General features: G+C 46.3%; 24 protein-coding genes and 3 pseudogenes. 19 read left to right on the top strand and 8 right to left on the bottom strand.

Features of this window, described 5'->3' with window-relative positions; translation table 11 throughout:
• Nucleotides 1–45: 45 nt before the first annotated feature.
• A complete protein-coding gene (locus CVV77_RS07445; protein ID WP_100275006.1) occupies nucleotides 46–537 on the bottom strand; it encodes a YajQ family cyclic di-GMP-binding protein in 492 nt (163 codons plus the stop codon).
• Nucleotides 538–635: 98 nt separating this feature from the next.
• Between CVV77_RS07445 and CVV77_RS07440 the strand changes: the two are divergent.
• Nucleotides 636–1,533 (top strand): annotated as a pseudogene (locus CVV77_RS07440) (CvfB family protein).
• A gap of 51 nt (nucleotides 1,534–1,584) precedes the next feature.
• On the opposite strand, the gene CVV77_RS07435 reads toward CVV77_RS07440, so the two are convergent.
• The 3 genes from CVV77_RS07435 to CVV77_RS07425 are packed head-to-tail and all read right to left on the bottom strand — an operon-like array spanning nucleotide 1,585 to nucleotide 3,616.
• Nucleotides 1,585–2,169, bottom strand: coding sequence for a sporulation delaying protein family toxin (locus CVV77_RS07435; protein WP_003239365.1), 585 nt, complete (start codon nucleotides 2,167–2,169; stop codon nucleotides 1,585–1,587).
• A complete protein-coding gene (locus tag CVV77_RS07430) occupies nucleotides 2,166–3,095 on the bottom strand; it encodes a sporulation-delaying protein SdpB family protein (protein WP_100275004.1) in 930 nt (309 codons plus the stop codon). Before CVV77_RS07430 ends, CVV77_RS07435 begins: the two co-directional genes overlap by 4 nt.
• Nucleotides 3,080–3,616, bottom strand: a complete 537-nt coding sequence (locus CVV77_RS07425; protein WP_100275003.1) for an SdpA family antimicrobial peptide system protein — start codon at nucleotides 3,614–3,616, stop codon at nucleotides 3,080–3,082. The genes CVV77_RS07430 and CVV77_RS07425 overlap by 16 nt, the downstream gene beginning before the upstream one ends.
• 177 nt (nucleotides 3,617–3,793) lie before the next feature.
• Between CVV77_RS07425 and CVV77_RS07420 the strand changes: the two genes are divergently transcribed.
• The 4 genes and pseudogenes from CVV77_RS07420 (at nucleotide 3,794) to nprB (ending at nucleotide 6,793) form a co-directional block, all read left to right on the top strand.
• On the top strand, nucleotides 3,794–4,141 hold the full coding sequence (locus CVV77_RS07420; RefSeq protein WP_100275002.1) for a PadR family transcriptional regulator: 348 nt from the start codon (nucleotides 3,794–3,796) through the stop codon (nucleotides 4,139–4,141).
• Nucleotides 4,138–4,729 (top strand): annotated as a pseudogene (locus CVV77_RS07415) (HAAS signaling domain-containing protein). Before CVV77_RS07420 ends, CVV77_RS07415 begins: the two are co-directional and overlap by 4 nt.
• 19 nt (nucleotides 4,730–4,748) lie before the next feature.
• Nucleotides 4,749–5,042: a DUF3784 domain-containing protein gene (locus tag CVV77_RS07410; protein ID WP_003239356.1), complete on the top strand. Its 294-nt coding sequence runs from the start codon at nucleotides 4,749–4,751 to the stop codon at nucleotides 5,040–5,042.
• A gap of 134 nt (nucleotides 5,043–5,176) precedes the next feature.
• Nucleotides 5,177–6,793 carry a neutral protease NprB gene (gene nprB, locus CVV77_RS07405; protein ID WP_100275001.1) on the top strand — a complete coding sequence of 539 codons (1,617 nt, stop codon included), beginning with the start codon at nucleotides 5,177–5,179 and terminating at the stop codon, nucleotides 6,791–6,793.
• A gap of 47 nt (nucleotides 6,794–6,840) precedes the next feature.
• Here the strand turns inward: nprB and CVV77_RS07400 are convergent, their stop codons facing one another.
• Nucleotides 6,841–7,692: a DegV family protein gene (locus CVV77_RS07400; protein ID WP_100275000.1), complete on the bottom strand. Its 852-nt coding sequence runs from the start codon at nucleotides 7,690–7,692 to the stop codon at nucleotides 6,841–6,843.
• A gap of 137 nt (nucleotides 7,693–7,829) precedes the next feature.
• On the opposite strand from CVV77_RS07400, the gene CVV77_RS07395 reads away from it, so the two are divergent.
• Nucleotides 7,830–8,672 carry a YitT family protein gene (locus tag CVV77_RS07395; RefSeq protein WP_003224514.1) on the top strand — a complete coding sequence of 281 codons (843 nt, stop codon included), beginning with the start codon at nucleotides 7,830–7,832 and terminating at the stop codon, nucleotides 8,670–8,672.
• 18 nt (nucleotides 8,673–8,690) lie between these two features.
• Nucleotides 8,691–9,146, top strand: coding sequence for a BsuPI-related putative proteinase inhibitor (locus CVV77_RS07390; RefSeq protein WP_309300182.1), 456 nt, complete (start codon nucleotides 8,691–8,693; stop codon nucleotides 9,144–9,146).
• A gap of 30 nt (nucleotides 9,147–9,176) precedes the next feature.
• On the opposite strand, the gene CVV77_RS07385 is transcribed toward CVV77_RS07390, so the two are convergent.
• The 3 genes from CVV77_RS07385 to yitU form a co-directional block, all read right to left on the bottom strand.
• The gene (locus CVV77_RS07385; protein WP_100274999.1) at nucleotides 9,177–9,374 is read right to left on the bottom strand and encodes a DUF3813 domain-containing protein; all 198 of its coding nucleotides are present in this window, start codon (nucleotides 9,372–9,374) and stop codon (nucleotides 9,177–9,179) included.
• Nucleotides 9,375–9,527, bottom strand: coding sequence for a hypothetical protein (locus tag CVV77_RS22150; RefSeq protein WP_003239346.1), 153 nt, complete (start codon nucleotides 9,525–9,527; stop codon nucleotides 9,375–9,377).
• Nucleotides 9,528–9,631: 104 nt separating this feature from the next.
• The gene (yitU, locus tag CVV77_RS07380; RefSeq protein ID WP_019258036.1) at nucleotides 9,632–10,444 is read right to left on the bottom strand and encodes a 5-amino-6-(5-phospho-D-ribitylamino)uracil phosphatase YitU; all 813 of its coding nucleotides are present in this window, start codon (nucleotides 10,442–10,444) and stop codon (nucleotides 9,632–9,634) included.
• A 120-nt stretch (nucleotides 10,445–10,564) separates the two neighbouring features.
• Between yitU and CVV77_RS07375 the strand changes: the two genes are divergently transcribed.
• The 12 genes and pseudogenes from CVV77_RS07375 to argF all read left to right on the top strand — a co-directional run bounded on the left by CVV77_RS07375 (nucleotide 10,565) and on the right by argF (nucleotide 23,570).
• Nucleotides 10,565–11,332 carry a prolyl oligopeptidase family serine peptidase gene (locus CVV77_RS07375; protein ID WP_100274998.1) on the top strand — a complete coding sequence of 256 codons (768 nt, stop codon included), beginning with the start codon at nucleotides 10,565–10,567 and terminating at the stop codon, nucleotides 11,330–11,332.
• Nucleotides 11,333–11,396: 64 nt separating this feature from the next.
• The gene (locus CVV77_RS07370; protein WP_003224525.1) at nucleotides 11,397–11,705 is read left to right on the top strand and encodes a metal-sulfur cluster assembly factor; all 309 of its coding nucleotides are present in this window, start codon (nucleotides 11,397–11,399) and stop codon (nucleotides 11,703–11,705) included.
• 68 nt (nucleotides 11,706–11,773) lie between these two features.
• Nucleotides 11,774–11,944, top strand: coding sequence for a YqaE/Pmp3 family membrane protein (locus CVV77_RS07365; protein ID WP_003232996.1), 171 nt, complete (start codon nucleotides 11,774–11,776; stop codon nucleotides 11,942–11,944).
• Between the two features lie 62 nt (nucleotides 11,945–12,006).
• Nucleotides 12,007–13,437 carry an FAD-binding oxidoreductase gene (locus CVV77_RS07360; protein WP_100274997.1) on the top strand — a complete coding sequence of 477 codons (1,431 nt, stop codon included), beginning with the start codon at nucleotides 12,007–12,009 and terminating at the stop codon, nucleotides 13,435–13,437.
• Nucleotides 13,437–13,976, top strand: a complete 540-nt coding sequence (locus CVV77_RS07355; RefSeq protein ID WP_258459141.1) for an MFS transporter — start codon at nucleotides 13,437–13,439, stop codon at nucleotides 13,974–13,976. The genes CVV77_RS07360 and CVV77_RS07355 overlap by 1 nt, the downstream gene beginning before the upstream one ends.
• Nucleotides 13,977–14,179: 203 nt before the next feature.
• A complete protein-coding gene (argC, locus tag CVV77_RS07350) occupies nucleotides 14,180–15,220 on the top strand; it encodes an N-acetyl-gamma-glutamyl-phosphate reductase (protein WP_100274996.1) in 1,041 nt (346 codons plus the stop codon).
• A 19-nt stretch (nucleotides 15,221–15,239) separates the two neighbouring features.
• Nucleotides 15,240–16,460: a bifunctional ornithine acetyltransferase/N-acetylglutamate synthase gene (gene argJ / locus CVV77_RS07345; RefSeq protein WP_100274995.1), complete on the top strand. Its 1,221-nt coding sequence runs from the start codon at nucleotides 15,240–15,242 to the stop codon at nucleotides 16,458–16,460.
• Nucleotides 16,461–16,474: 14 nt separating this feature from the next.
• On the top strand, nucleotides 16,475–17,251 hold the full coding sequence (argB, locus tag CVV77_RS07340; RefSeq protein WP_003239329.1) for an acetylglutamate kinase: 777 nt from the start codon (nucleotides 16,475–16,477) through the stop codon (nucleotides 17,249–17,251).
• Nucleotides 17,248–18,405 carry an acetylornithine transaminase gene (locus tag CVV77_RS07335; RefSeq protein WP_100274994.1) on the top strand — a complete coding sequence of 386 codons (1,158 nt, stop codon included), beginning with the start codon at nucleotides 17,248–17,250 and terminating at the stop codon, nucleotides 18,403–18,405. The genes argB and CVV77_RS07335 overlap by 4 nt, the downstream gene beginning before the upstream one ends.
• 70 nt (nucleotides 18,406–18,475) lie before the next feature.
• Complete coding sequence (locus tag CVV77_RS07330) at nucleotides 18,476–19,537, top strand: carbamoyl phosphate synthase small subunit (RefSeq protein WP_100274993.1); 1,062 nt, start codon at nucleotides 18,476–18,478, stop codon at nucleotides 19,535–19,537.
• Complete coding sequence (locus CVV77_RS07325) at nucleotides 19,530–22,622, top strand: carbamoyl-phosphate synthase (glutamine-hydrolyzing) large subunit (RefSeq protein ID WP_100274992.1); 3,093 nt, start codon at nucleotides 19,530–19,532, stop codon at nucleotides 22,620–22,622. Before CVV77_RS07330 ends, CVV77_RS07325 begins: the two co-directional genes overlap by 8 nt.
• A pseudogene (gene argF, locus CVV77_RS07320) lies at nucleotides 22,610–23,570 on the top strand (ornithine carbamoyltransferase). The gene CVV77_RS07325 and the pseudogene argF overlap by 13 nt, the downstream one beginning before the upstream one ends.
• Nucleotides 23,571–23,591: the final 21 nt, after the last annotated feature.

The following is a 23,591-nucleotide window of genomic DNA, read 5'->3' as shown; positions in this document are numbered from 1 at the left end:
AAATTTACCGAAAATAAAGACAATAATCAATAGGATTCAGAAAATTTATCTGAAATTTATAAATTGAACGTCAATCGGCAGATCTGCACCCCGCACAGCTGTAATAACCTGCTGCAGGTCATCCTTGTTTTTTCCAGTGACGCGCACTTGATCATCCTGCACCTGAGACTTTACTTTCAGTCCGGAGTTTTTGATGATCGCATTGATTTTTTTGGCGTTGTCTTTGTCAATGCCTTGAACAAGCTTTGCGCGCTGGCGTACCGTTCCCCCTGATGCGTTTTCAACCTTGCCGTAATCAATGTTTTTTGTCGGTACATTTCGTTTAATTAATTTACTGACCAGCACATCTTTCAGCTGGCTTAATTTGAATTCGTCATCAGAAACGAGGACAAGCTCCTCTTTATCTAAAGAAATATCGCTTTTGCTTCCTTTAAAGTCATAGCGTGTGCTGATTTCCTTCAATGCGATTTGGATCGCGTTTTGCACTTCAGGCAATTCCACCTTAGATACAATATCAAATGAACTTTCTTTTGCCATATGAAAACCTCCATAACATTTAACTTATGTGTTGATTATAGTAGAATAAAGAGAAACTTCCAACAGAACAAAGAATCAATTTGTGATGATTGGAAAAAATGTTAACAGAATCCGCAGAAAAATAAGCGGAACAGGAAGGACGATAGCATGAGACCAGGGCAGCAATTAACCTTGAGTATAGATCACCAAACCGACTTCGGTTACTTTTTAACCGACGGAGAAGACACGATTCTCTTACATAACAGTGAAATAACTGAGGATATCGAGGACAGAGACGAAGTAGAGGTCTTTATATACGTCGATCAGCAGGAAAGGCTTGCGGCCACGATGAAAATTCCGGTCATCAGCGCTGATGAGTATGGCTGGGTCGAAGTGGTGGATAAAGTGGAAGATATGGGCGTTTTCGTTGATGTCGGTTTATCTAAGGACGCGCTTGTCGCAACCGAGCATTTGCCTCCGTACGAAGATGTCTGGCCGCAAAAAGGGGATAAGCTTTACTGTATGCTGAAGGTGACAAACCGGGGACGCATGTTCGCGAAACCAGCGCCGGAAGATATCATCAGCGAACTGTTTACCGACGCCACAGAAGATATGATGAATAAAGAGCTGGCAGGTACGGTGTACAGACTGATCGCAACAGGTTCATTCGTCATCACGGACGACGGTATCCGCGGTTTTATCCATCCTTCAGAAAGAAAAGAGGAGCCAAGACTCGGCTCAAGAGTCACGGGACGGGTGATTCAAGTCAAAGAAGACGGTTCAGTCAACATGTCGCTGCTTCCGAGAAAACAGGATGCAATGTCTGTTGATGCTGAGTACATTCTGACGTATATGAGAACAAGAAACGGCGCTATGCCCTACAGCGACAAAAGCCAGCCTGACGATATCAGAGAACGTTTTAACATGAGCAAGGCCGCCTTTAAACGCGCGCTCGGCCATTTGATGAAAAACGGAAAAGTGTATCAGGAAGACGGATGGACATACGAGAAAAAATAGCATGGAAAAGGCTCGCCTGCAGCAGGACTGCAGAGCGAGCCTTTTTTATTTCTAGTTTAATTCATCCACCAGCGTTCTGATTGCCATTTCGCGATCGACATTGTCTGAAATCGCAATCGGCGTAATATCAATGGCAAGAATGATCAGAATCAGGGCACCGGCTGCAGCAACATAAGAAACATAATAGAAATAGTTAGCGGTATCGACCGTGTTGACGAGCTCAGCCTGAACTCTGGACGTATCATCCTTGGAAGCGGCGATTTCCTTTGCGGCTTCCACTTTTTCTTCAACGATTTGACCCGCTTTTTTCAGCAGTTCATCCACTTTCAATGCATCTTTGCTGTAAACAGCTTTCTTCAGGTTATCAAAGAAGTCAGCATCCTCTTTTTTAATATCAGCGACAACCTGATTGGCAAATGCCTTTGCCTCTTTTGTGTTGAGTTTGTCAGTCATGGCTTTATTGAAGACCTCTGGAAGCTGTTTGCCTACTTCCCCCTGAGCAAATACAAACCCTTTAAAAATTTCCTCACCTGAATACTCGAGCTGCTTTGCCTGTGCCACACTTTCTTGCTGCTTCACCAAAAACACAGTCGTCACCAATACAACCGACAAAAACACTAGAAACGCCTTCTTCAAACTGAAACCTCTCCCTTCTTTTGTTTTTTATTCCACAACATTCTGCGAATATATGTAAATTGAATCGTGGAATCGATAGGAGTGAGATACAATATCAAAATGCCGGCCATGATAAGCGAGAAACTGATGAGGCCCAGCATGACTGCAAAAATCTCATGCATAAAAACAGCGATGATCAAAATCAATCTCCAATGCTTCTTCGGCGCGAACAGCGCCGCAAAGATGACAATCTGAACCAACAGCGTCCCCCATGTCGGAATCACCACGAACGGACTTGTCACAAATGGCTTCGTTAACGCCTGAAAAAAGCCGTTAAAGCCGATGGTTTTTTCCTGGGCGAAATAATAGACGGCTGTTCCGTCCACCCATTCCTGCTGAGAAAGCTTAGCGACGGTAGAGTGAAAATAAAGCACCGCCACTTGGATTCTGATCACAAAATAAGAAATAAAAGCTGTAATTTTTCCAAGTGTTCTTTTGCCCTCTAGAGGATTCGTGCTCCAATGCCATTTTCTCGGATCGGTCAGCGTGATGGGGAGCAATAAAAAGGTCATGACAGCTGCTGCCTGCTCGCCTCCATCGATGACGATTAACGATGACTGCAAGCTGTAACTGACATACCAATGGAGAACCCCGGTGATTCTAGGGCGCCAGCCAATGACGACAAGCACCAGAATGACAATGCAGACCCATCTGAGAAGATTTAACATCATATAGTTATTTTCGCCGAGGCAAAAGAGACTGAGATTCATTTTACAAGCAGGATAACTGCTGATTCCGCTGGCTGGCTTCATGATGAGACTCGGATGATTGACGAGCAGCGTCAGCAGGCTGGATAGCGCAATGATGCTTCGCGCGAGGCCGTATACATTTGTCCACGGGTTTCTTTCGTCCCATCCGGTGATGGTCTGTTTTATGTTTTCGAGCATGAGATCACAACCTTGACTATGCTTTTTACCTGATAAGACGAAGGGGTGTATTTAGAATAGCTCCAAGGAACAATATCCTCTTTCGTCAAAAAGTAGCTGCCGCAAAGCAGCGGGCGGGGAGCGGGTGTTTTTAATTGCACGGTTTTGGCTTTGCTTTTGCAGGCGCCGAGGTCCTTTTCTTTACATGCTGTCCACTGTTCCTTGCCGACTTGGCTGTAGATGACGCCCATTTCAACGCCTTGAGATCTCCCATACCGATACAGGCCGAATAGATTATCAGCCCTCATATTGGGCCATCTGACCTTGGCGCTGGCATCTCCATCCTCATATAATCCGATCGCAGTATCACGCGGATTTTTGCTGAAAAAGCCCCAGCCCTGAGGAATGACGCTGGACATGAGAAATCTGGCGTCCTTTGTCAGCGGAATAGGGGTTGTCCCTAAGCTGCCAATAATAGAAAACAGAAATAACGAACCCCAAAGGACTGAAAAAATGACAAAAAATGATATCGATTTCTGCATTCGACTGCTCCTTTTAACCTCAAGAATCGTTTTTTCACTTTTCATAATATAAAAACATTTATGTAATAAAAAGGTTAAAAAGTATGAGAAATTCCATTTTTGTTAAATGAAAAAACAGGACCTTTTTCACTGCTATATGTGATTGATATATAGTGGTTTTTTCGATATATTTAAACTATGAAAACGAATCAAGTTAATGACCGCTGGATTGTTCAATTTCGAAAAGGGATTTTCGAGCTGGCCATCCTTTCCCTGCTGCGCTCGAAACCAATGTACGGTTATGAGCTGACGTCATCCTTAAAAACAACCTCGGCACTGGCTATTTCAGAGGGAGCGATTTATCCGATTCTGAAACGAATGACCGAGAAGGGATGGATCGAATTTTTTTGGGGGGATTCATTGGACGGCCCGAAAAGAAAGTATTACAAAATGACGCAAAAAGGAGAAGAAATGTTAAAAGAACGGCTGGAGAAATACCTGGAAACCCATCAAGCCTTACTGTCTTTATCGGAGGATTTGCTATGAATGCACAGCACATCATTGACAGGTACATGGAGGAACTAAATGCAGAGCTGGCGAATATGCCTGATGTAGAGAGAGAGAGAAAACGCCATCTGCGAATTAAAGGGGCATATAACCGCTTTCGCACAAGACAGAATCAAAGCCGGCCTTAGTGAAAAGGAACTGCAGGAAGCTGTTGAAACCGAATTTTCTCATCCGAAGGAGCTTGCCGAAGTGATGAGGGGTGATGGGGGAGAGATGAAAAGGAGGGGGTCTTTATTGGGCAAAAGCTGGCTTTCGGTCCTTCTCATTGCCGCCATTATCGCCCTGCCGCTGCTGCCGCCCGATTACAGACATCTGCCGCTGGTTGTTTATTTAACGGTGCTCGCCGGATATGTGTGGAAGCGGAAAAAACTGATGATGTTTGCTGGCGTCAGAAAAAACAAATTGCGCTCTCAAAAGGAGATTGTCACGATTTCGCGAGTCGGTGCGGCTTATTTGCTGTTTTTGGCTGTGCTGCTTCTTTTGCAGCCGTTCCTCAATGCATCCGTCGTCCTGCTGCTGATTGCAGTAAGCTGCGCCGCTTTTTTTCTTTTTCTAAACGTCAAGTAATGTTGTAGGAGGCTCAAATATGGAAATCGGCATCAATTATCTGTTAATTGTCATCGCGCTTTTATTCTTTGTAGTTGCCTATTTTGTCGGGATCAAAAAACAAACGTGGATGCTGGCCGGATTTAATGAGGCCCGTATAAGGGATAAAGATCGGCTGGCCAGAATAGCAGGCTACTTTTTCTTGAATTCCGGTTTGTTCATTTTGCTGAATAGCTTTATCTCGTTTCAAGGCCAGGAGCAGCTCATTCCGCCGCTTATTTTGGCATATGGAGCAGGGGTTATTATTTATGTGAATAAAAAATTAGTAGAGTAGAAAAAGAAGGGCAGAGCCAATATCTCTGCCCTTCTTTTTTGGGAAAATAAGAACGAAGCACCACATACAATTTTTTGTTTTTTTGATAGGATGAAGAAAAATGATAGATTCCAAAACAGGAAGGATGTGGTGTTTTGCGCAACCTAGCCAAGACGTCTCTATTGCTGGCCGGCTTATGCACGGCGGCCCAAATGGTTTTTGTAACACAGGCCTCAGCTGATCAAAGCATCAAATATGACAATACGTATCAAACCCCTTCATACATCATCGAAAAGTCATCACCGAAGCAAGCACAAAACACAACCCAAAAAGAATCGCTATTTTCCTATCTGAACAAGCATCAAACGCATTTTAAGCTCAAAGGGGATGCGAACAGCCATTTTCGCATTTCGAAAACAATAAAGGATCCAAAGACAAAACAAACGTTTTTTAAATTAACGGAAGTTTATAAAGGAATTCCGATTTACGGCTTTGAACAAGCGATCGCGATGAAGGAAAACAAACAGGTGAAAAGTTTCTTTGGAAAGGTGCATCCGCAAATAAAAGACGTATCCGTCACACCGTCTATTTCTGAAGAAAAAGCAATACATACAGCGCGACGTGAGCTCGAGGCTTCCATAGGGAAAATCGAATATATTGACGGGGAACCGAAAGGCGAATTATATATCTATCCGCACGACGGGGCATATGATCTTGCCTACCTTGTGAGAATCTCTACATCTGAACCTGAGCCTGGCTATTGGCATTATTTCATCGATGCCAAAAGCGGAAAGGTCATTGAGTCTTTTAACGCCATTCATGAAGCGGCAGGTACAGGAATCGGTGTCTCAGGCGATGAAAAAAGCTTTGAAGTCACTGAACAGAATGGGCGCTTTTATTTGGCGGACGAAACAAGGGGAAAAGGGATCAATACGTTTGACGCGGAGAACCTGAATGAAACCTTGTTTACGCTTTTGTCTCAATTGATCGGGTATACGGGCAAAGAAATAGTCAGCGGCACGTCGGTATTTAAAGAACCGGCGGCTGTGGACGCACATGCAAATGCGCAAGCCGTTTACGACTATTACAGCCAGACATTTGGCCGAAATTCTTTTGATCAAAACGGAGCAAGGATTACGTCTACCGTGCATGTCGGCAAACAGTGGAACAATGCGGCGTGGAACGGTGTGCAGATGGTATACGGTGATGGAGACGGCTCAACATTTAAGCCGCTGTCCGGATCGCTCGACATTGTCGCACATGAAATCACACACGCAGTCACGCAGTATTCCGCCGGTCTCTTATATCAAGGAGAACCCGGTGCATTAAACGAGTCCATTTCCGACATTATGGGAGCGATGGCAGACCGTGATGATTGGGAAATCGGCGAGGATGTCTATACCCCGGATATTGCGGGAGATTCTTTACGATCATTAGAGGACCCATCCAAGCAGGGAAATCCTGATCATTACTCGAACCGTTACACAGGAACAGAGGATTATGGCGGAGTCCATATCAATTCGTCCATCCACAATAAAGCAGCTTACCTTCTGGCAGAAGGAGGCGTGCACCACGATGTACAGGTTGAAGGGATTGGGCGTGAAGCATGTGAACAAATTTACTATCGGGCTTTAACATATTATGTAACGGCGTCTACAGATTTCAGCATGATGAAGCAAGCGGCAATCGAAGCGGCCAATGATTTATACGGTGAAGGCTCGAAGCAATCCGCTTCAGTCGAAAAAGCGTATAAAGCTGTCGGAATTCAATAAGCAAACAAAAACAGTCAGGACATATGAGTCTGACTGTTTTTGTTTGCTTATTTTCTTAAAAAGAATATCGCCACTGTGCCGGGGCCGGCGTGCGAGCCGATTGCAGAACCGATCGAATGCATGATGATCTCTTTCGGCTTGAACGCATCCTCAATCAAGTGTTTCATGTCAGTGGCTTTTTCTTCGTTCGCGGCGTAGCTGATCCCTACGGTTTGATTGCTCCAATCATCCCCGCGCTCTTTCATGAGTTCGATGATCCGTTTGAAAAGTTTTTTCTGTCCGCGGATTTTTTCCAGAGGCACAAGCTTGCCGTCCTCCATCTGAAGCAGCGGTTTAATATTCAGCAGACCGCCGACAAAAGCGGATGTTTTTGAGATGCGGCCGCCTCTTGCAAGATACGTGAGATCATCCACGGTAAAAATGTGCTCAAGCTGTTCACAAAAGTTCTTTACAGACGTTTCAATTTCTTGTATTGTATTCCCGTTGATACAGAGATCGGCGGCATGCCGGACGGCCAAACCGTATCCTAATGAAGCACATTTGGAATCAATGACCCGCAAATCGAAATCGGGGAATTCCTCCTTCACTTCATTGGCGATCATCACAGCCGTCTGATACGTGCCTGAGAGGCCTGAGGAAAAGGCAATGTAAAGAGCGGGATCACCTGTTTCGGCATATTGCAAAAACACATTTTTAATCGCTTGCGGTGAGGCTTGGGACGTCTTAGGCGTTTCTCCATTTTGCATCGCATCAAATATTTGATCCGCTTCAATCGTGACTGCATCTTCGAATTCTTTATCTCCGAGAGAAACTCTGAGCGGAATAAAGCCGATGCCGTTTTCTTCAAAATAAGAACGGGGCAGATCGGCGGCGCTGTCAGCGATGAGATGAACTGTCATATTGCTTCCCTTCTTTCCGTTATCGTTCGTTATCAAGAGAGTTAAGCCAACTATATCATATTAATTTGCCAAAATCGTGTTCAAATATTTGTTTTAAGGGAAAACATAATAAAGAAGAAAGAGCGGAGGAACATGCCATGGTTCTAGATCAAACAAAAAAATTACTCATCGTCATCATCGGCGCTTTACTCAATGCGGCCGGGCTGAACTTATTTTTGATTCCGGCAGATGTATATGCCAGCGGATTTACAGGTGTCGCCCAGCTTTTATCAAGCGTCATTGTGCAATACGCCCCCTTTTACATATCGACAGGAACGCTCTTGTTCCTCTTAAACATTCCGGTCGGTATTTTAGGGTGGCTGAAGGTCGGCAAATCGTTTACGGTGTACAGCATTTTAAGTGTCGCACTCACTACTGTGTTTATGGGGATCCTGCCGGAAACAAGCCTGTCACATGACATTTTGCTGAACGCGGTGTTCGGCGGCGTTATTTCCGCTGTCGGTATTGGCTTAACATTAAAATACGGCGCTTCGACAGGCGGGCTTGATATCGTCGCCATGGTGCTTGCAAAGTGGAAGGATAAACCCGTCGGTACGTATTTCTTCATTCTGAACGGGATTATCATCTTGACGGCAGGATTATTGCAAGGTTGGGAGAAAGCATTATATACCCTGGTTACACTGTATGTGACAACGAGGGTGATCGACGCTATTCACACCCGCCACATGAAGCTTACGGCAATGATCGTGACGAAAAAAGCGGACGAAATCAAAGAAGCCATTTATGGAAAAATGGTGCGCGGCATCACAACTGTTCCGGCCAAAGGCGCCTTTACGAACGAACAGAAAGAAATGATGATTATCGTCATCACAAGGTATGAACTGTACGATTTAGAGAAAATCGTCAAAGAAGTTGATCCGAAAGCATTTACGAACATTGTTCAAACGACTGGGATTTTTGGTTTCTTTAGAAAAGACTGACGAAAGCAGGTGGAAGTCGTGAAACGGCTGCTTGTGATGCTCCTGCCCGTGCTGCTTTTGATAGGCTGCGGGAAAGATGAGCAGACAGAACCCGATAAGGAGGTATCAGGCGGAATGGAGAATCAAGAGGTTGTTTTATCTGTTGACGCAATTCAGGAGCCTGAACAAATCAAGTTTAACATGTCGCTGAAGAACCAAAGCGAACGTGCTATCGAGTTTCAATTCAGCACAGGACAAAAATTTGAACTTGTCGTGTATGATTCTGAGAACAAAGAAAGATACCGTTATTCGAAAGACAAAATGTTTACGCAGGCTTTTCAAAACCTGACGCTTAAGCCTGGAGAAACATATGATTTCTCTGATGTGTGGAAGGAAGTCCCTGAGCCCGGAACCTACGAGGTGAAGGTGACATTTAAGGGCAGAGCGGAGAATCTGAAGCAGGTTCAGGCTGTTCAGCAGTTTGAAGTCAAATAAGAGGCTATGGCGAATCGCCATAGCCTTTTTTTATTGCAGTTTGTCCAGCTGATCCTGAAATTGATGGAGCTGGCGACGTTCCGCATCTGTCGAGTTGGCATACGCAGAAGACACAGCGTTTTTGGCTCTCAGAATCGCTTGCTCCTGATTGCCTTCCTCAAAGCCGTTTGTCACCATGACAGCCTGTTGAACAAATGATTTTGCCTGCTGAAACAGTTCGTTTCTCATTTAATATTCAACCTGTCTTTCGGCCGAGTCTCGTGCCGCGGCATGCTGGTGAGCTTCTTCTAATGTAGACCGATATGGAAATCTAGCGGCGTGTAGCCCGATGGAGTCTTTACCCTGCTGAATAAACCTTCTGGATTTGCTTCGTTTACCCATTTTGAGACTGCCCCCTTCCATACTTTGACGAGATGAGTCGTCTTCAATAGTATGGTGGGGCGAAGTAAGGTTTATGAGTGGGAAAAATTAATACGGACCGGCCTTTAAAGGGAGAAATATTCTTTCAAAAACCTTGCCACGCCATCTTCTTCATTTGCAGCTGTTGTTCGGTTGGCAATCTGCTTGACCGCGTCAATTCCATTTCCCATGGCAACGCCGCAGCCGGCGAATTCAAGCATCTCTAAATCGTTATCCTCATCGCCAAAAGCAATGATCCGCTCCCTTGGCACGCCGTAATAATCGCTGATTTTCTGCAGGCCGACCGCTTTGTTCATACCGCTTTTAATAATTTCAATAACGTGCCACGGCGCAGCCCATCTTCTATGATCGATCACCTCGGCATGCACATCCGATAAATAGGAGCGTATTGCAGGAACATCTTCTTCTTTTGCGTGAATGAGTACGGATGTAACATCCTCACCGAGATTTTCCCGCAAGTCTCCGACCGTCACCTTCGTTGTGTTCATGTTAAAGGCATCAATCAGGTGCTCATCATGGTAATGAAAGTAGACGTCGTCAATGACTTCAGCAAGCACATTATGTACGTTGTAGTTCTCGCTGATATCAACTAGCTGTTTGACAACATCAAGCGGCAGCGAGGTATGATACCGTCCCCAGCTGTCGTCCTGCGGATGATGGACAAACGCTCCGTTAAAATTGACAATCGGCGTTGTCAGCTCCATCTGCTGGTAGTACATGGAGCTTGAACGGTACGGACGTCCTGTTGCGATGCAGACATAATGCCCGTCATCTTTTAGGCGCTGTATCGTCCGAAGGGTGTTTTCTGATATGGTTTTATCATCCTTTAATAACGTTCCATCTAAGTCTAATGCGATTAAGTAAGGTTTTGTCTCCATGAAAAGCTCCTTTTACCTTAGATTTTGCTTGTTTTGCCTTAATTACAGTGTAGCTTTTTACCATCTTTATTGTCTACATGTTACACTTATGATTATGGTTATCCTAAGGAGGGGCACATTGTGATTCAAATTGAAAATCAAACCGTTTCCGGTATTCCGTTTTTACATATTGTAAAGGAAGAGAACAGACAACGTCCTGTTCCTCTTGTGATCTTTATACATGGTTTTACTAGCGCGAAGGAACACAACCTTCATATTGCTTACCTGCTTGCGGAGAAGGGCTTCAGAGCTGTACTGCCGGAGGCTCTGCACCATGGCGAACGGGGAGAGCAAATGGCTGTTGAAGAGCTCGCCGGCCATTTTTGGGACATTGTTCTCAACGAGATTGAAGAGATCGGCGTACTCAAAGCTCATTTTGAAAAAGAGGGCCTGATAGACAGCGGCCGCATCGGGCTTGCAGGTACGTCGATGGGCGGCATCACAACGCTTGGCGCATTGACTGCTTATGATTGGATAAAAGCCGGCGTCAGTCTGATGGGGAGCCCGAATTACGTGGAACTGTTTCAGCAGCAGATTGACCATATTCAATCTCAGGGCATTGAGATCGATGTGCCGGAAGAAAAGGTGCAGGAGCTGATGGAGCGTCTTGAATTGCGTGATCTCAGCCTTCAGCCGGAGAAACTGCGCCAGCGCCCGCTATTATTTTGGCACGGCGTAAAAGATAAAGTCGTGCCTTACGCGCCGACCCGGAAATTTTATGACACGATCAAATCGCACTATAGCGAGCAGCCGGAACGCCTCCAATTTATCGGAGATGAGCACGCCGACCATAAAGTCCCGCGGACAGCTGTGTTAAAAACGGTTGAATGGTTTGATATGTACTTATAAAGCACTAAGTTATTAACAAGAGCTGAATTTACGTTATACTGTAGAAAAAAAGGAGTGAGGGAACATGGAAGAGGCATTAAAAGAAAACATTATGGGCGCCCTGGAACAGGTTGTCGATCCTGAGCTTGGCGTTGATATCGTGAACCTTGGTTTGGTATACGATGTTGACATGGATGAAGACGGCTTAACGCACGTGACGATGACACTGACATCAATGGGCTGCCCTTTAGCGCCAATTATCGTTGATGAAGTGAAAAAAGCGTTAGCGGACATTCCGGAAGTAAAAGAGACGGAGGTTCACATTGTGTGGAATCCGCCTTGGACAAGAGATAAAATGTCCAGATACGCGAAAATCGCGCTTGGCATTCAATAAAACAAAACAAAAGAGGACAGCCTGACATGTGAGGCTGTCTTTTTTACAGCTGAAAGGAGTGAAAGGAAATGATGTACCTGCTTGCTGTCCTATGCCCGCCGCTCGCTGTTTTGTTTTCGGGAAAACCGTTTCAGGCATTGCTGAATCTCATATTGACCTGTATCTTTTGGCTGCCGGGCGCGATTCATGCCTGCTTTATCGTCGCCGACCGCCGTGCCGAAAAACGGGCAAGAAGATAATTTGGAAAAATGAGGACGCAGACATGGTATAATGGTCATAAAAAAACAGCAGGGAGAGCGCCATGAAAAAGAAATTGCTTGCATTCGCGCTTTGTACAGGCGCGTATGCGGCCCTGTTTGCGTACTCTGTGCATTCAGATCAAAAAACAGACACAAGCGAGATGACGGATGTCAGCCGCCTGATGCCTGTGAAAATTAAGCAGACAGTGAAAGGGCAGGAAGAGGAAAAGCTCATTGACACAGTCAAAGAAGCAAATCGAAAAAACATAAAGATCTCAATCGCCGGGGCACAGCACTCCATGGGCGGCCATACATATTATGAGGACGGCATCGTTCTCGACATGATAGGCTACAACAAAATCCTGTCACTCGATCAAGAGAAGAAAACCATCAGAGTGCAAAGCGGTGCGACGTGGAATGACATCCAGAAATACGTGAATCCATACGGACTCGCGGTAAAAGTCATGCAGTCACAAAATATTTTTACAATTGGGGGATCTCTCAGCGCCAATGCCCACGGACGTGATATCCGCTACGGCTCGCTGATTGATACAGTCAAATCATTTCGGCTTTTAAAAGCGGACGGAACGATCGTCACCGTCACTCCAAAAGATGATTTGTTTACGGCAGTCATCGGAGGATACGGTCTTTTTGGCGTGATTCTTGATGTAACGCTTGAGCTGACGGATGATGAGCTGTATGTCATGCAGACTGAAAAAATGAATTACAGCACATACGCAGACTATTTTACAAAGCACGTAAAAGGCGATCCGGATGTCCGAATGCATTTGGCGCGCATTTCAACAGGGAAAAAAGGATTTCTGAAAGACATGTATGTCACGAATTACATATTGGCTGATCATCAGGATGAGCTGTCATCATACAGCGATCTTAAAAAAGACGAGTATACGGGAGTCACAAAGTTTGCACTCGGTTTGTCAAGACGGTATGAATGGGGCAGAAATTGGCTGTGGGACACGCAGCAATCCTATTTCCTGAGCCAAAACGGCACAATGATCTCACGCAATAACGTCATGCGGTCCGAATCAAAATTTCTCGAATATGAAAACAATGACAACACAGATGTCCTGCAAGAATACTTTGTGCCGGTAAAGGAGTATGCGTCCTATATTGACGACCTGAGACAAACGCTGTCGGCCGAGGACTTGAACCTGCTGAACATTACGCTCCGCTACGTGCAGAAAAATGAAAAAGCCGACCTCTCTTATGCGAAGGATGATATGTTTTCGCTCGTGCTTTTAATAAACGAAGGCTTTTCAAAAGAAGACCAGGCAGACACTGCCCGGATCATCAGGCGCATGACCGACGCTGCCATCAAGCACGGCGGCAGCTATTATCTGCCGTATATGACTTATCAGACAAAAGCGCAAATGAGGCAGGCGTATCCGAAAAGCGAAGCGTTTTTTCAGAAAAAACGTATGTATGATCCGGATGAGCGCTTTATGAATTATTTTTATCAGAGGTATAAATAATGGGGAAAAACAAATTAAAATGGCTGACATTATCACAAAGCAGCGTGTTTTTCGCAAGCAGCTTAATCTTTCCGTTTTATATTCTGTTTGTGAAAAACATCGGCTCAAGCTACACACAGTTCGGTTTTTCCTACGGATTGTTCGGGCTGAGCGGGGCGCTCATTTATCCGCTGCTCGGACGGCTGTCTGAAAGGCTCGACAGCCGCTATTTTCTGCTTGCGAACTCTTGGGGCATGGCTGTGCTGCTTTTGTATGTCCCGCATATCGGAAGCATCGTTCAAGTGTATATCGTCCAAGTGCTGTTAGGGCTCTTTGGGGCAATGCAGAAGCATGGAGAAAAAGTGTTGATCGCCGATTTTACAGACAGCGGAGAGCGCGGAAAGAAGATTGGGAATTATCATTTTTGGACGGCTGTCTTTTCAGCGGCAGCCATTATGCTCGGCGGCTTTCTCGCTGACTTTTTTACGGTGCAAATGATTTTTTATGCAAGCTCTATTCTTTATTTCTTGAGCGGATTAATAATGATGAAAACAGGCTGACGCGGTCAGTCTGTTTTTTTATGCGGTTGAGAAAAGCGGGAGATCAACGTTTTCTGCTGCAATAGCGCCATTTTTTCAGAGTGAATTTTTTGTTGAACAGAAAATTTACAAATGAATAAAAATATTAAATATACGATTGAATTAATTTTTATTCATGTTATAATGTTAAATAATTTCACAAAGACCAAGAAGGTGAACTTGTTTTGAAAATAGGAATTGTAGGCGCTACAGGTTATGGAGGCACCGAACTTGTCAGGATTCTCTCGCATCACCCTCATGCAGAGGAATGTATACTTTATTCATCCAGCGGTGAAGGGAATGTCTATAGCGAGGTTTATCCTCATCTTACCGGCTTAGCCGATCAGAAGCTGAAGCCCATTGATATGAATACGATCAAACACGAAATAGATATCATGTTTCTTGCTGCGCCGCCCGGGGTATCAAGTGAATTGACTCCGCAGCTGGCAGATGCGGGAATTCCGGTTATTGATCTGTCAGGTGATCTGAGGATACAAGAGCCGGCTGAATATGAAAAGTGGTATAAACGGACAGCGGCACCGAAGAAAGTGATTCATGAGGCGGTTTACGGCCTGGCGGAACTGAATCAAAAGCAAATTCAACAGGCGAAACTCATCGCTAATCCGGGCTGTTTTCCAACTGCTGTTTTGCTTGGCCTCGCGCCATTGGCTCAAAAGAAGCTGCTCAATGAGTCTTTCGTTATCGTTGACGCGAAGACCGGTGTTTCCGGGGCGGGAAGAAAAGCATCTATGGGAACTCATTTTTCTGAGCTGAACGACAATTTTAAAATTTATAAAGTCAATGAACACCAGCACACGCCGGAAATTGAACAGGCGCTGAATGAATGGCAGCCGGGGCTCGGGCCTATTACATTTTCGGCTCACTTGGTTCCGATGACAAGGGGCATCATGGCGACGATGTATACGCAATTAACAACTTTTGATGTATCGGCAGATGACCTGCATGATTTATATTCGCAATTTTACCAAGATTCATATTTTGTGAGAGTGAGGCCAATAGGGCAATATCCGCAAACAAAGGAAGTGTACGGCAGCAATTTCTGTGATATCGCTGTTACCCTCGACGAGAGAACGAACAGAGTCACGATCGTCTCGGTAATCGATAATTTAATGAAGGGTGCCGCCGGTCAGGCTGTGCAAAACTTTAATTTGATGAATGGCTGGAATGAAGAGACTGGACTCACCATGACGCCAATTTATCCATAGAACGGGAGAGAATCGAACCATGATTCAGTTAAGTGAAGATCAAATTGTAAAAGTAACAGGTGATGTATCCTCGCCAAAAGGGTTTCAGGCAAAGGGTGTGCATTGCGGGCTGCGCTACTCGAAAAAAGACCTCGGCGTCATTATCAGCGAGACACCGGCAGTTAGTGCCGCAGTTTATACCCAAAGCCATTTTCAGGCTGCTCCGATCAAAGTCACACAAGACAGCTTAAAGCATGGATCAGCATTGAAAGCCGTCATCGTCAACAGCGCCATTGCCAATGCCTGCACGGGAGAACAGGGCTTAAAGGATGCATACGCAATGCGGGAGAGCCTTGCTTCACAGCTTGGCATTGAGCCGGAGCTTGTCGCTGTTTCATCAACGGGCGTCATCGGCGAACATTTAGATATGGAAAAGATTCAGGCAGGCATCGAGCTGCTGACACAAACACCTGCGGGATCAGGAGATTTTGAGGAAGCGATTTTAACAACCGATACGGTGATCAAGCAGACGTGCTATGAGCTGACAATCGGCGGCGAAACAGTCACGATCGGCGGAGCGGCTAAAGGCTCCGGAATGATTCACCCGAACATGGCAACGATGCTGGGGTTTGTGACAACAGATGCGGCAATCGAAGAAAAAGCGCTGCAAAAGGCGCTTCGCGAAATCACTGACGTTTCATTTAACCAAATCACAGTTGACGGTGAAACATCCACGAATGACATGGTCTTGGTCATGGCAAACGGCTGCGCGGAAAATGAGTGCCTGACGGAAGATCATCCAGACTGGCCGGTCTTTAAAAAAGCACTCTTGCTGACTTGCGAGGATTTGGCTAAAGAGATTGCTAGAGACGGAGAAGGCGCGACCAAGCTAATCGAAGCGCAAGTGCAAGGTGCGAAAAACAATCTTGATGCAAACGTGATTGCCAAAAAAATAGTCGGCTCAAGTCTCGTGAAAACGGCGGTCTACGGAACAGATGCCAACTGGGGACGGATTATCGGAGCCATCGGGCACAGCGCAGCTCAGGTGACGGCAGAAGAAGTAGAGGTTTATCTCGGGGGCCAATGCCTGTTTAAGCATAATGAACCCCAGCCATTCTCTGAATCTCTCGCCAAGGAATACCTTGAAGGAGATGAAATCACCATTGTCATCAAGATGGATGAAGGTGACGGGAACGGAAGAGCGTGGGGCTGTGACCTGACCTACGACTATATCAAAATTAACGCGAGCTATCGCACGTAATAAAGGGGAGCGTAATGAAGAAAACAATCGTTTTTAAATGTGGGGGAAGTGTCATCCGTGAGCTGTCGGAGGAATTTTTTCATAACCTGAAAGAACTGATGGCGTCAGGATGGAAGCTGGCGATCGTGCACGGCGGCGGCCCGGAAATCACAAATATGCTGAAACGGTTAAATATCAAAACCGAGTTTTCGGGAGGGCAGCGGAAAACAACGAAGCCGGTGCTGGAAGTGGCTGAAATGGTTTTATCCGGTTCTGTCAACAAATTTTTCGTTGCCGAGCTTGCCAAACACGGACTGCGAGCCGCAGGCATCTCTGGTAAAGACGGCGGTCTTTTGGAGGCGGATTATCTCGATCCGGAAACATACGGGGAAGTCGGAGAAATCAAAAAGGTCGATGCATCCATGGTGAACGCGCTGATGGAAAAGGGCATCATTCCTGTTATTGCGCCGCTGTCTATGACTAGTGACTGCAAGACGCTGAATGTGAATGCCGATCTGGCTGCTTCAGCAGTCGCCGGAGCGCTTGAAGCTGATAAGCTGATGTTCGTCACTGATGTCGATGGGATCATGAAGGAAAAGCAGCGTCTCGACGTTCTGACCCCTGAGGAGGTTCAAGTGCTGATCAAACAGGAAGTAATCACAGGGGGAATGATTCCGAAGGTCAATTCAGCCTTGTCGGCTTTATCAGATCAGGTGTCTGAAGTCATGATTGTAAACGGAAAAGGATCATTCTTCACAGACCAAACCTTTCAAGGAACAAAAATCGTCAAAGCAAAGGAGGCTGTTTCATGAGCAGCTTATTTCAAACCTACGGCCGCTGGGATATTGATATCAAAAAAGCAAAGGGGACGTACGTTGAGGATCAAAACGGCAAAACGTACCTCGATTTCATTCAGGGGATTGCGGTATCTAACCTAGGCCACTGCCATGAAGCGGTCACAGAAGCAGTCAAAAAACAGCTCGACAACGTATGGCACGTATCCAACCTGTTTCAAAACAGTCTACAGGAGCAAGCGGCACAGAAGCTGGCGGCGCACAGTGCGGGAGATCTCGTTTTTTTCTGCAACAGCGGTGCGGAAGCGAATGAAGGCGCGATCAAGCTCGCCCGAAAAGCAACTGGAAAAACGAAAATCATCACTTTTCTTCAGTCGTTTCATGGACGCACGTATGCAGGGATGGCTGCGACCGGACAGGATAAAATCAAAACAGGCTTCGGCCCGATGCTTGAAGGCTTTCACTATCTGCCATACAACGATCCTTCCGCTTTAGAGGCTCTTAGGGAGGAAGACGGAATAGCCGCGGTGATGCTTGAGACAGTGCAGGGAGAAGGCGGAGTCAATCCGGCGAGCGTTGAATTTTTAACAGCTGTACAGTCGTTTTGCAAGGAAAAGAAAGCTCTTCTGATCGTTGATGAAATACAGACCGGCATCGGACGGACGGGAAAGGGCTTCGCATACGAGCACTTCGGACTCTCGCCGGATATCATCACAGCCGCAAAAGGATTGGGAAACGGCTTTCCAGTCGGCGCTGTCATCGGAAAGAAACAGCTGGGAGAAGCGTTTACCCCTGGTTCTCACGGAACGACTTTCGGAGGAAATATGCTGGCGATGGCTGCTGTGAATGCCACATTGCAAATTGTATTCCAGCCTGACTTTCTGCAAGAGGCTGCTGACAAAGGGACATTTTTAAAAGAACAGCTTGAGGCTGAGCTAAAGAGCCCGTTTGTCAAACAAATACGCGGGAAAGGATTAATGCTTGGAATTGAGTGTGATGGCCCGGTTGCTGACATTATTACTGAATTGCAGACATTAGGCTTGCTTGTATTGCCGGCCGGCCCGAACGTCATTCGGCTGCTGCCGCCGCTCACCGTGACAAAGGATGAAATAGCAGAAGCTGTCAGCAAGCTGAAACAGGCAATCACTCATCATTCCGCTGTAAACCAGTAATTTTTTTTCGGTATGAAAGTATAAAAATTCATTTTTATAATTAATTATTCATCAAGAGGTGGGCTGTTAGATGGAAGGTTATTTAGTGTTAGAAGATGGAACAGCGTTCAGCGGCGAGTTGGACGGTTATGAAAACTGCACGGGAGAAGCTGTTTTTTTTACAGGAATGACAGGCTACCAGGAAGTGCTGACAGATCCATCATATAAAGGACAGATTATCGTATTTACCTACCCGCTGATTGGCAACTATGGTATTAATGAAAAGGATTTTGAAAGCAAGAAACCGCAAGTGAAAGCCGCTGTTGTCTACGAGGCGTGTGATCATTTTTCTCATCATGAAGCGGTATACAGCCTCAAAGAGTATTTACAGAAATGGAACATTCCGCTGTTGACCCATGTTGATACGAGGGCTGTCGTGAAAAAAATCCGGGCAAACGGAACGATGGGTGCGACTGTCACAGCCTCTAAAGAAGCAGCTGAGATCGCCCTTCAGCCAGAGAACGTGGCAGAACAGGCATCCGCACAGGAAATCAGCACATTCGGCGATGGACATAAACATATCGCCCTCATCGATTTCGGCTATAAAAAGTCAATCGCATCATCACTTGTCAAACGAGGCTGCAAGGTCACCGTGGTGCCATATCAGCAAATGGAAGCTGTATACGACATGAAGCCGGACGGCATTGTGTTATCGAACGGACCTGGAGATCCGAAAGCCATTCAGCCGTATTTAGGAAAGATCAAAAGCATCATCAGCCGTTATCCGACTCTCGGCATCTGTCTCGGCCATCAGCTGATCGCGCTCGCGTTCGGAGGGAATACATTCAAGCTGCCATTCGGACACAGGGGCGCAAATCATCCGGTCATCGACCGTGAAACGAAACGCGTCTTCATGACAAGCCAAAATCACAGCTATGTGGTTGATGAACAGTCCATTAATGAAGAAGAGCTCACGATCAGGTTTCATCATGTCAATGATACGTCAGTTGAAGGGCTTGCCCATAAAAAATGGCCTGTCATGAGTGTCCAATTCCACCCGGAAGCCCATCCCGGACCTGCGGAAAGCGAATGGATTTTTGATGATTATCTAAAGAATGTGATACCAGCAAGGAGAGAAATCGCGCATGCCTAAAGACACCAGTATTTCAAGCATATTAGTAATCGGCTCAGGCCCGATCATCATCGGGCAGGCGGCAGAATTTGATTATTCAGGCACTCAAGGGTGCATCGCGCTGAAGGAGGAAGGCTATCGGGTGATCCTCGTCAACAACAATCCGGCGACAATTATGACCGATGAAGCCTTCGCTGATGAAATTTATTTTGAGCCGCTGACAGCAGAAAGCCTGACAGCCATCATTAAGAAAGAACAGCCTGATGGACTTCTTGCCAATTTAGGCGGGCAGACCGCGTTGAATTTAGCAGTGGAGCTTGAAGAAACAGGTGTTTTAAAAGAGCACGGCGTCAAACTTCTCGGTACATCCGTTGAGACGATACAAAAAGGAGAAGACCGGGAAAAATTCCGTTCGTTAATGAACGAATTGAACCAGCCCGTGCCAGAGAGTGAAATTGTTGATAACGAGGCCGACGCCATCCGTTTTGCGGAATCCATCGGTTTTCCTGTCATTATCAGACCTGCTTATACATTAGGCGGAAAGGGCGGAGGCATCGCTCCTGATAAAGAAGCCTTTACAGCCATGATCAAGCAGGCGCTGTTAGCAAGCCCGATCAATCAATGCCTTGTGGAAAAAAGCATTGCCGGCTTTAAAGAAATCGAATACGAAGTCATGCGTGACAGCCATAACACATGCATTACCGTCTGCAATATGGAAAACATCGATCCGGTAGGTGTGCATACAGGTGATTCCATTGTTGTGGCACCGTCACAAACTTTGACGGATGAAGACTATCAAATGCTGCGGACGGCAAGCCTGACGATCATCTCAGCACTTGATGTCGTAGGCGGCTGCAACATTCAATTCGCGCTTGATCCATTCAGCAAGCAATATTACGTCATCGAAGTCAATCCGCGGGTAAGCCGGTCATCGGCTCTCGCGTCTAAAGCCACCGGTTATCCGATTGCAAAGATGGCTGCGAAACTGGCAGTCGGATACACCCTTGATGAGCTGAAAAATCCGCTCACAGGCTCGACTTACGCTAGCTTTGAACCGGCGCTGGACTATGTGATCGTCAAATTTCCGCGCTGGCCGTTTGATAAATTCAAAAATGCAGACCGCAAGCTTGGCACAAAAATGAAAGCCACCGGTGAAGTGATGGCGATTGAACGGAATTTAGAAGCGGCGATACAGAAGGCAGCAGCGTCCCTTGAACTGAAAAATGTCGGTACGCACCTTCCAGAGCTCAGCGGCTTGTCGATTGAAGCGCTTTGGGATTTGGCAGTCACTCCGGACGACCGCAGATTTTTCGTTGTCATGGAGCTGTTGAGCCGAAGCGTGACGATTGATGACATTCATGCGAAAACAAAAATTGATCCGTTTTTCCTGCATACCTTTGACAACATCATCAAACTGGAGAACCGCATGATGGAGGCGGGCAGCGATCTCTCTTTTGAGTTATTGAAAAAAGCAAAGGAAAAGGGATTTTCAGACGCAACGATTGCCTCGCTGGTCGGCAAAACAGAAGAAGAAGTGCGCGCGCTTCGCAAGGAGATGGGTATTACGCCTTCCTTCAAAATTGTAGATACGTGCGCGGCTGAGTTTGATGCGAAAACAAACTACTTTTACTCCACATATTTCGGAGAGACTGATGGGGACATCAGCCGCAAAGAGAAAAAACGCGCGCTGATTATCGGATCAGGACCGATTCGGATCGGCCAAGGCGTTGAATTTGATTACAGTGCTGTTCACGGCGTGCTGACACTGCAAGAGCTTGGGTTTGAGACCATCATGATCAACAATAACCCGGAAACGGTCAGCACCGATTATGAAATTGCGGACCGCCTGTATTTTGAACCGATGACAACTGAGCACATTTTAAACGTGGCGGAGCAGGAAAACATTGATTTTGCAATCGTGCAATTCGGCGGCCAAACCGCGATCAATGCTGCTGAAGCACTCGAAAAAGCCGGCATTACCCTTCTCGGCACCTCGTTTGAAACGCTCGATGTGTTAGAGGATCGGGATCAATTCTATCAGCTTCTGGATGAGCTTGGATTGAACCACGCAAAAGGAGAAATCGCTTATACAAAAGAAGAGGCCGCTGAAAAAGCAGATGAGATCGGCTATCCGGTGCTGATCCGCCCATCTTACGTTATCGGCGGAATGGGCATGATCATTGTTGATTCGCAAGCTCAGCTTTCTCAGCTTCTGAACGGTGAGGACAGCATGCCGTACCCGATTTTAATTGATCAGTATGTGTCAGGAAAGGAAGTCGAAATTGATTTGATTTCCGATGGCGAGGATGTCTTTATCCCGACATATACCGAGCATATTGAACGGGCAGGGGTCCATTCGGGAGACAGCTTTGCCATCCTTCCTGGACCGTCCATCACAAGCGGGCTGCAGCAGGGCTTAAAAGATGCTGCGCAAAAAATTGCCCGAAAGCTTTCATTTAAAGGCATCATGAACATCCAATTTGTGATCGACAATGGAAACATTCTCGTTCTTGAAGTCAATCCGAGAGCGAGCCGCACGGTTCCTGTTGTCAGCAAAGTAATGGGCGTTCCGATGATCCCGCTCGCTACACGTCTGCTGGCGGGGGCGTCTTTAAAAGATGTAAACCCTGCAGTTCAAAATCATCATGGGGTTGCCGTGAAGTTCCCTGTTTTTTCTTCTCATGCGATCCAGGATGTGGATGTCAAGCTTGGACCGGAAATGAAATCAACGGGAGAAGGCATGTGTGTTGCATATGATGCCGACAGCGCCTTGAAAAAAATCTATACGCGTGTCTGGAATCAAAAAGGCAGCATTTATTTGCAAAACGGGCCGGAAGATGTCAAGGAGTTAGCGGAAAACGCCGGTTTTACAGTTCATGAAGGGACATTTGCCTCATGGATGGAACAGGAAGGAAAAGCGCTCCACATCAATCTGAGCGCCTCTGAAGAAGCGCGCAAAGAACGTTTGGAAGCCATGACGCACGGCATCACCGTCTTTACAGAAGAAGAAACCGTGCGGGCGTTTTTACAAAGCGGTTCAGGCCATCCGCAGCCTGTATCTCTCAAAGATCTCTATAAAAAGGAAGTGGCATCATGCACACAGTGACGCAAACCAGTTTATACGGAAAAGATTTATTAACGTTAAAGGATCTTAGTGAACAGGATATAAACGCCTTGCTCGCAGAAGCCGGTGAACTGAAACAAAACAAAATCCAGCCTATTTTTCAAGGCAAAACCTTGGCGATGATTTTTGAAAAGTCATCAACGCGGACCCGTGTTTCATTTGAAGCCGGCATGGCGCAGCTGGGCGGGAGTGCCCTCTTCTTGAGCCAAAAAGATCTGCAGCTGGGACGCGGTGAGACTGTCGCTGATACGGCTAGAGTGCTGTCAGGCTATGTGGATGCCATCATGATTCGGACCTTTGAGCATGAAAAGGTGGAGGAGCTTGCCAAAGAAGCTGACATTCCGGTCATCAACGGACTTACGGATAAATACCATCCATGCCAGGCGCTGGCAGATCTTTTGACGATTAAGGAAATGAAAGGGAAGCTTAAAGGCGTGAAAGTCGCGTACATCGGTGACGGAAATAACGTGGCGCACTCATTAATGATCGGCTGCGCGAAAATGGGCTGTGATATCTCGATCGCTTCGCCAAAGGGGTATGAAGTGTTAGATGAAGCAGTTGAAGCGGCAACATCAGCTGCACTTCAATCCGGTGCTTCTATCACGCTTACGGCTGATCCAATTGAAGCTGTAAAAGACGCGGACGTGATTTATTCTGATGTGTTTACCAGCATGGGGCAGGAAGCGGAAGAACAAGAGCGTCTCGCTGTCTTTGCGTCTTATCAGGTGAATGCAGCGCTTGTCAGCCACGCCAAGCCTGACTATACATTTTTACATTGCCTCCCTGCGCACCGTGAGGAAGAAGTGACTGCGGAGATTATTGACGGGCCGAATTCAGCAGTATTCCAGCAGGCGGAAAACCGTCTCCATGTGCAAAAAGCATTGCTGAAGGCCATTTTATACAAAGGAGAATAATCAAAAAAACTGCTGAGCCGCACTCAGTAGTTTTTTT

The sequence above is a fragment of the Bacillus sp. SN1 genome, from assembly GCF_002796895.1.
Classification (GTDB): domain Bacteria; phylum Bacillota; class Bacilli; order Bacillales; family Bacillaceae; genus Bacillus; species Bacillus inaquosorum.
Note: the sequence above shows the minus strand (reverse complement) of the source record. Positions and strands in the feature narration are given on the sequence as shown.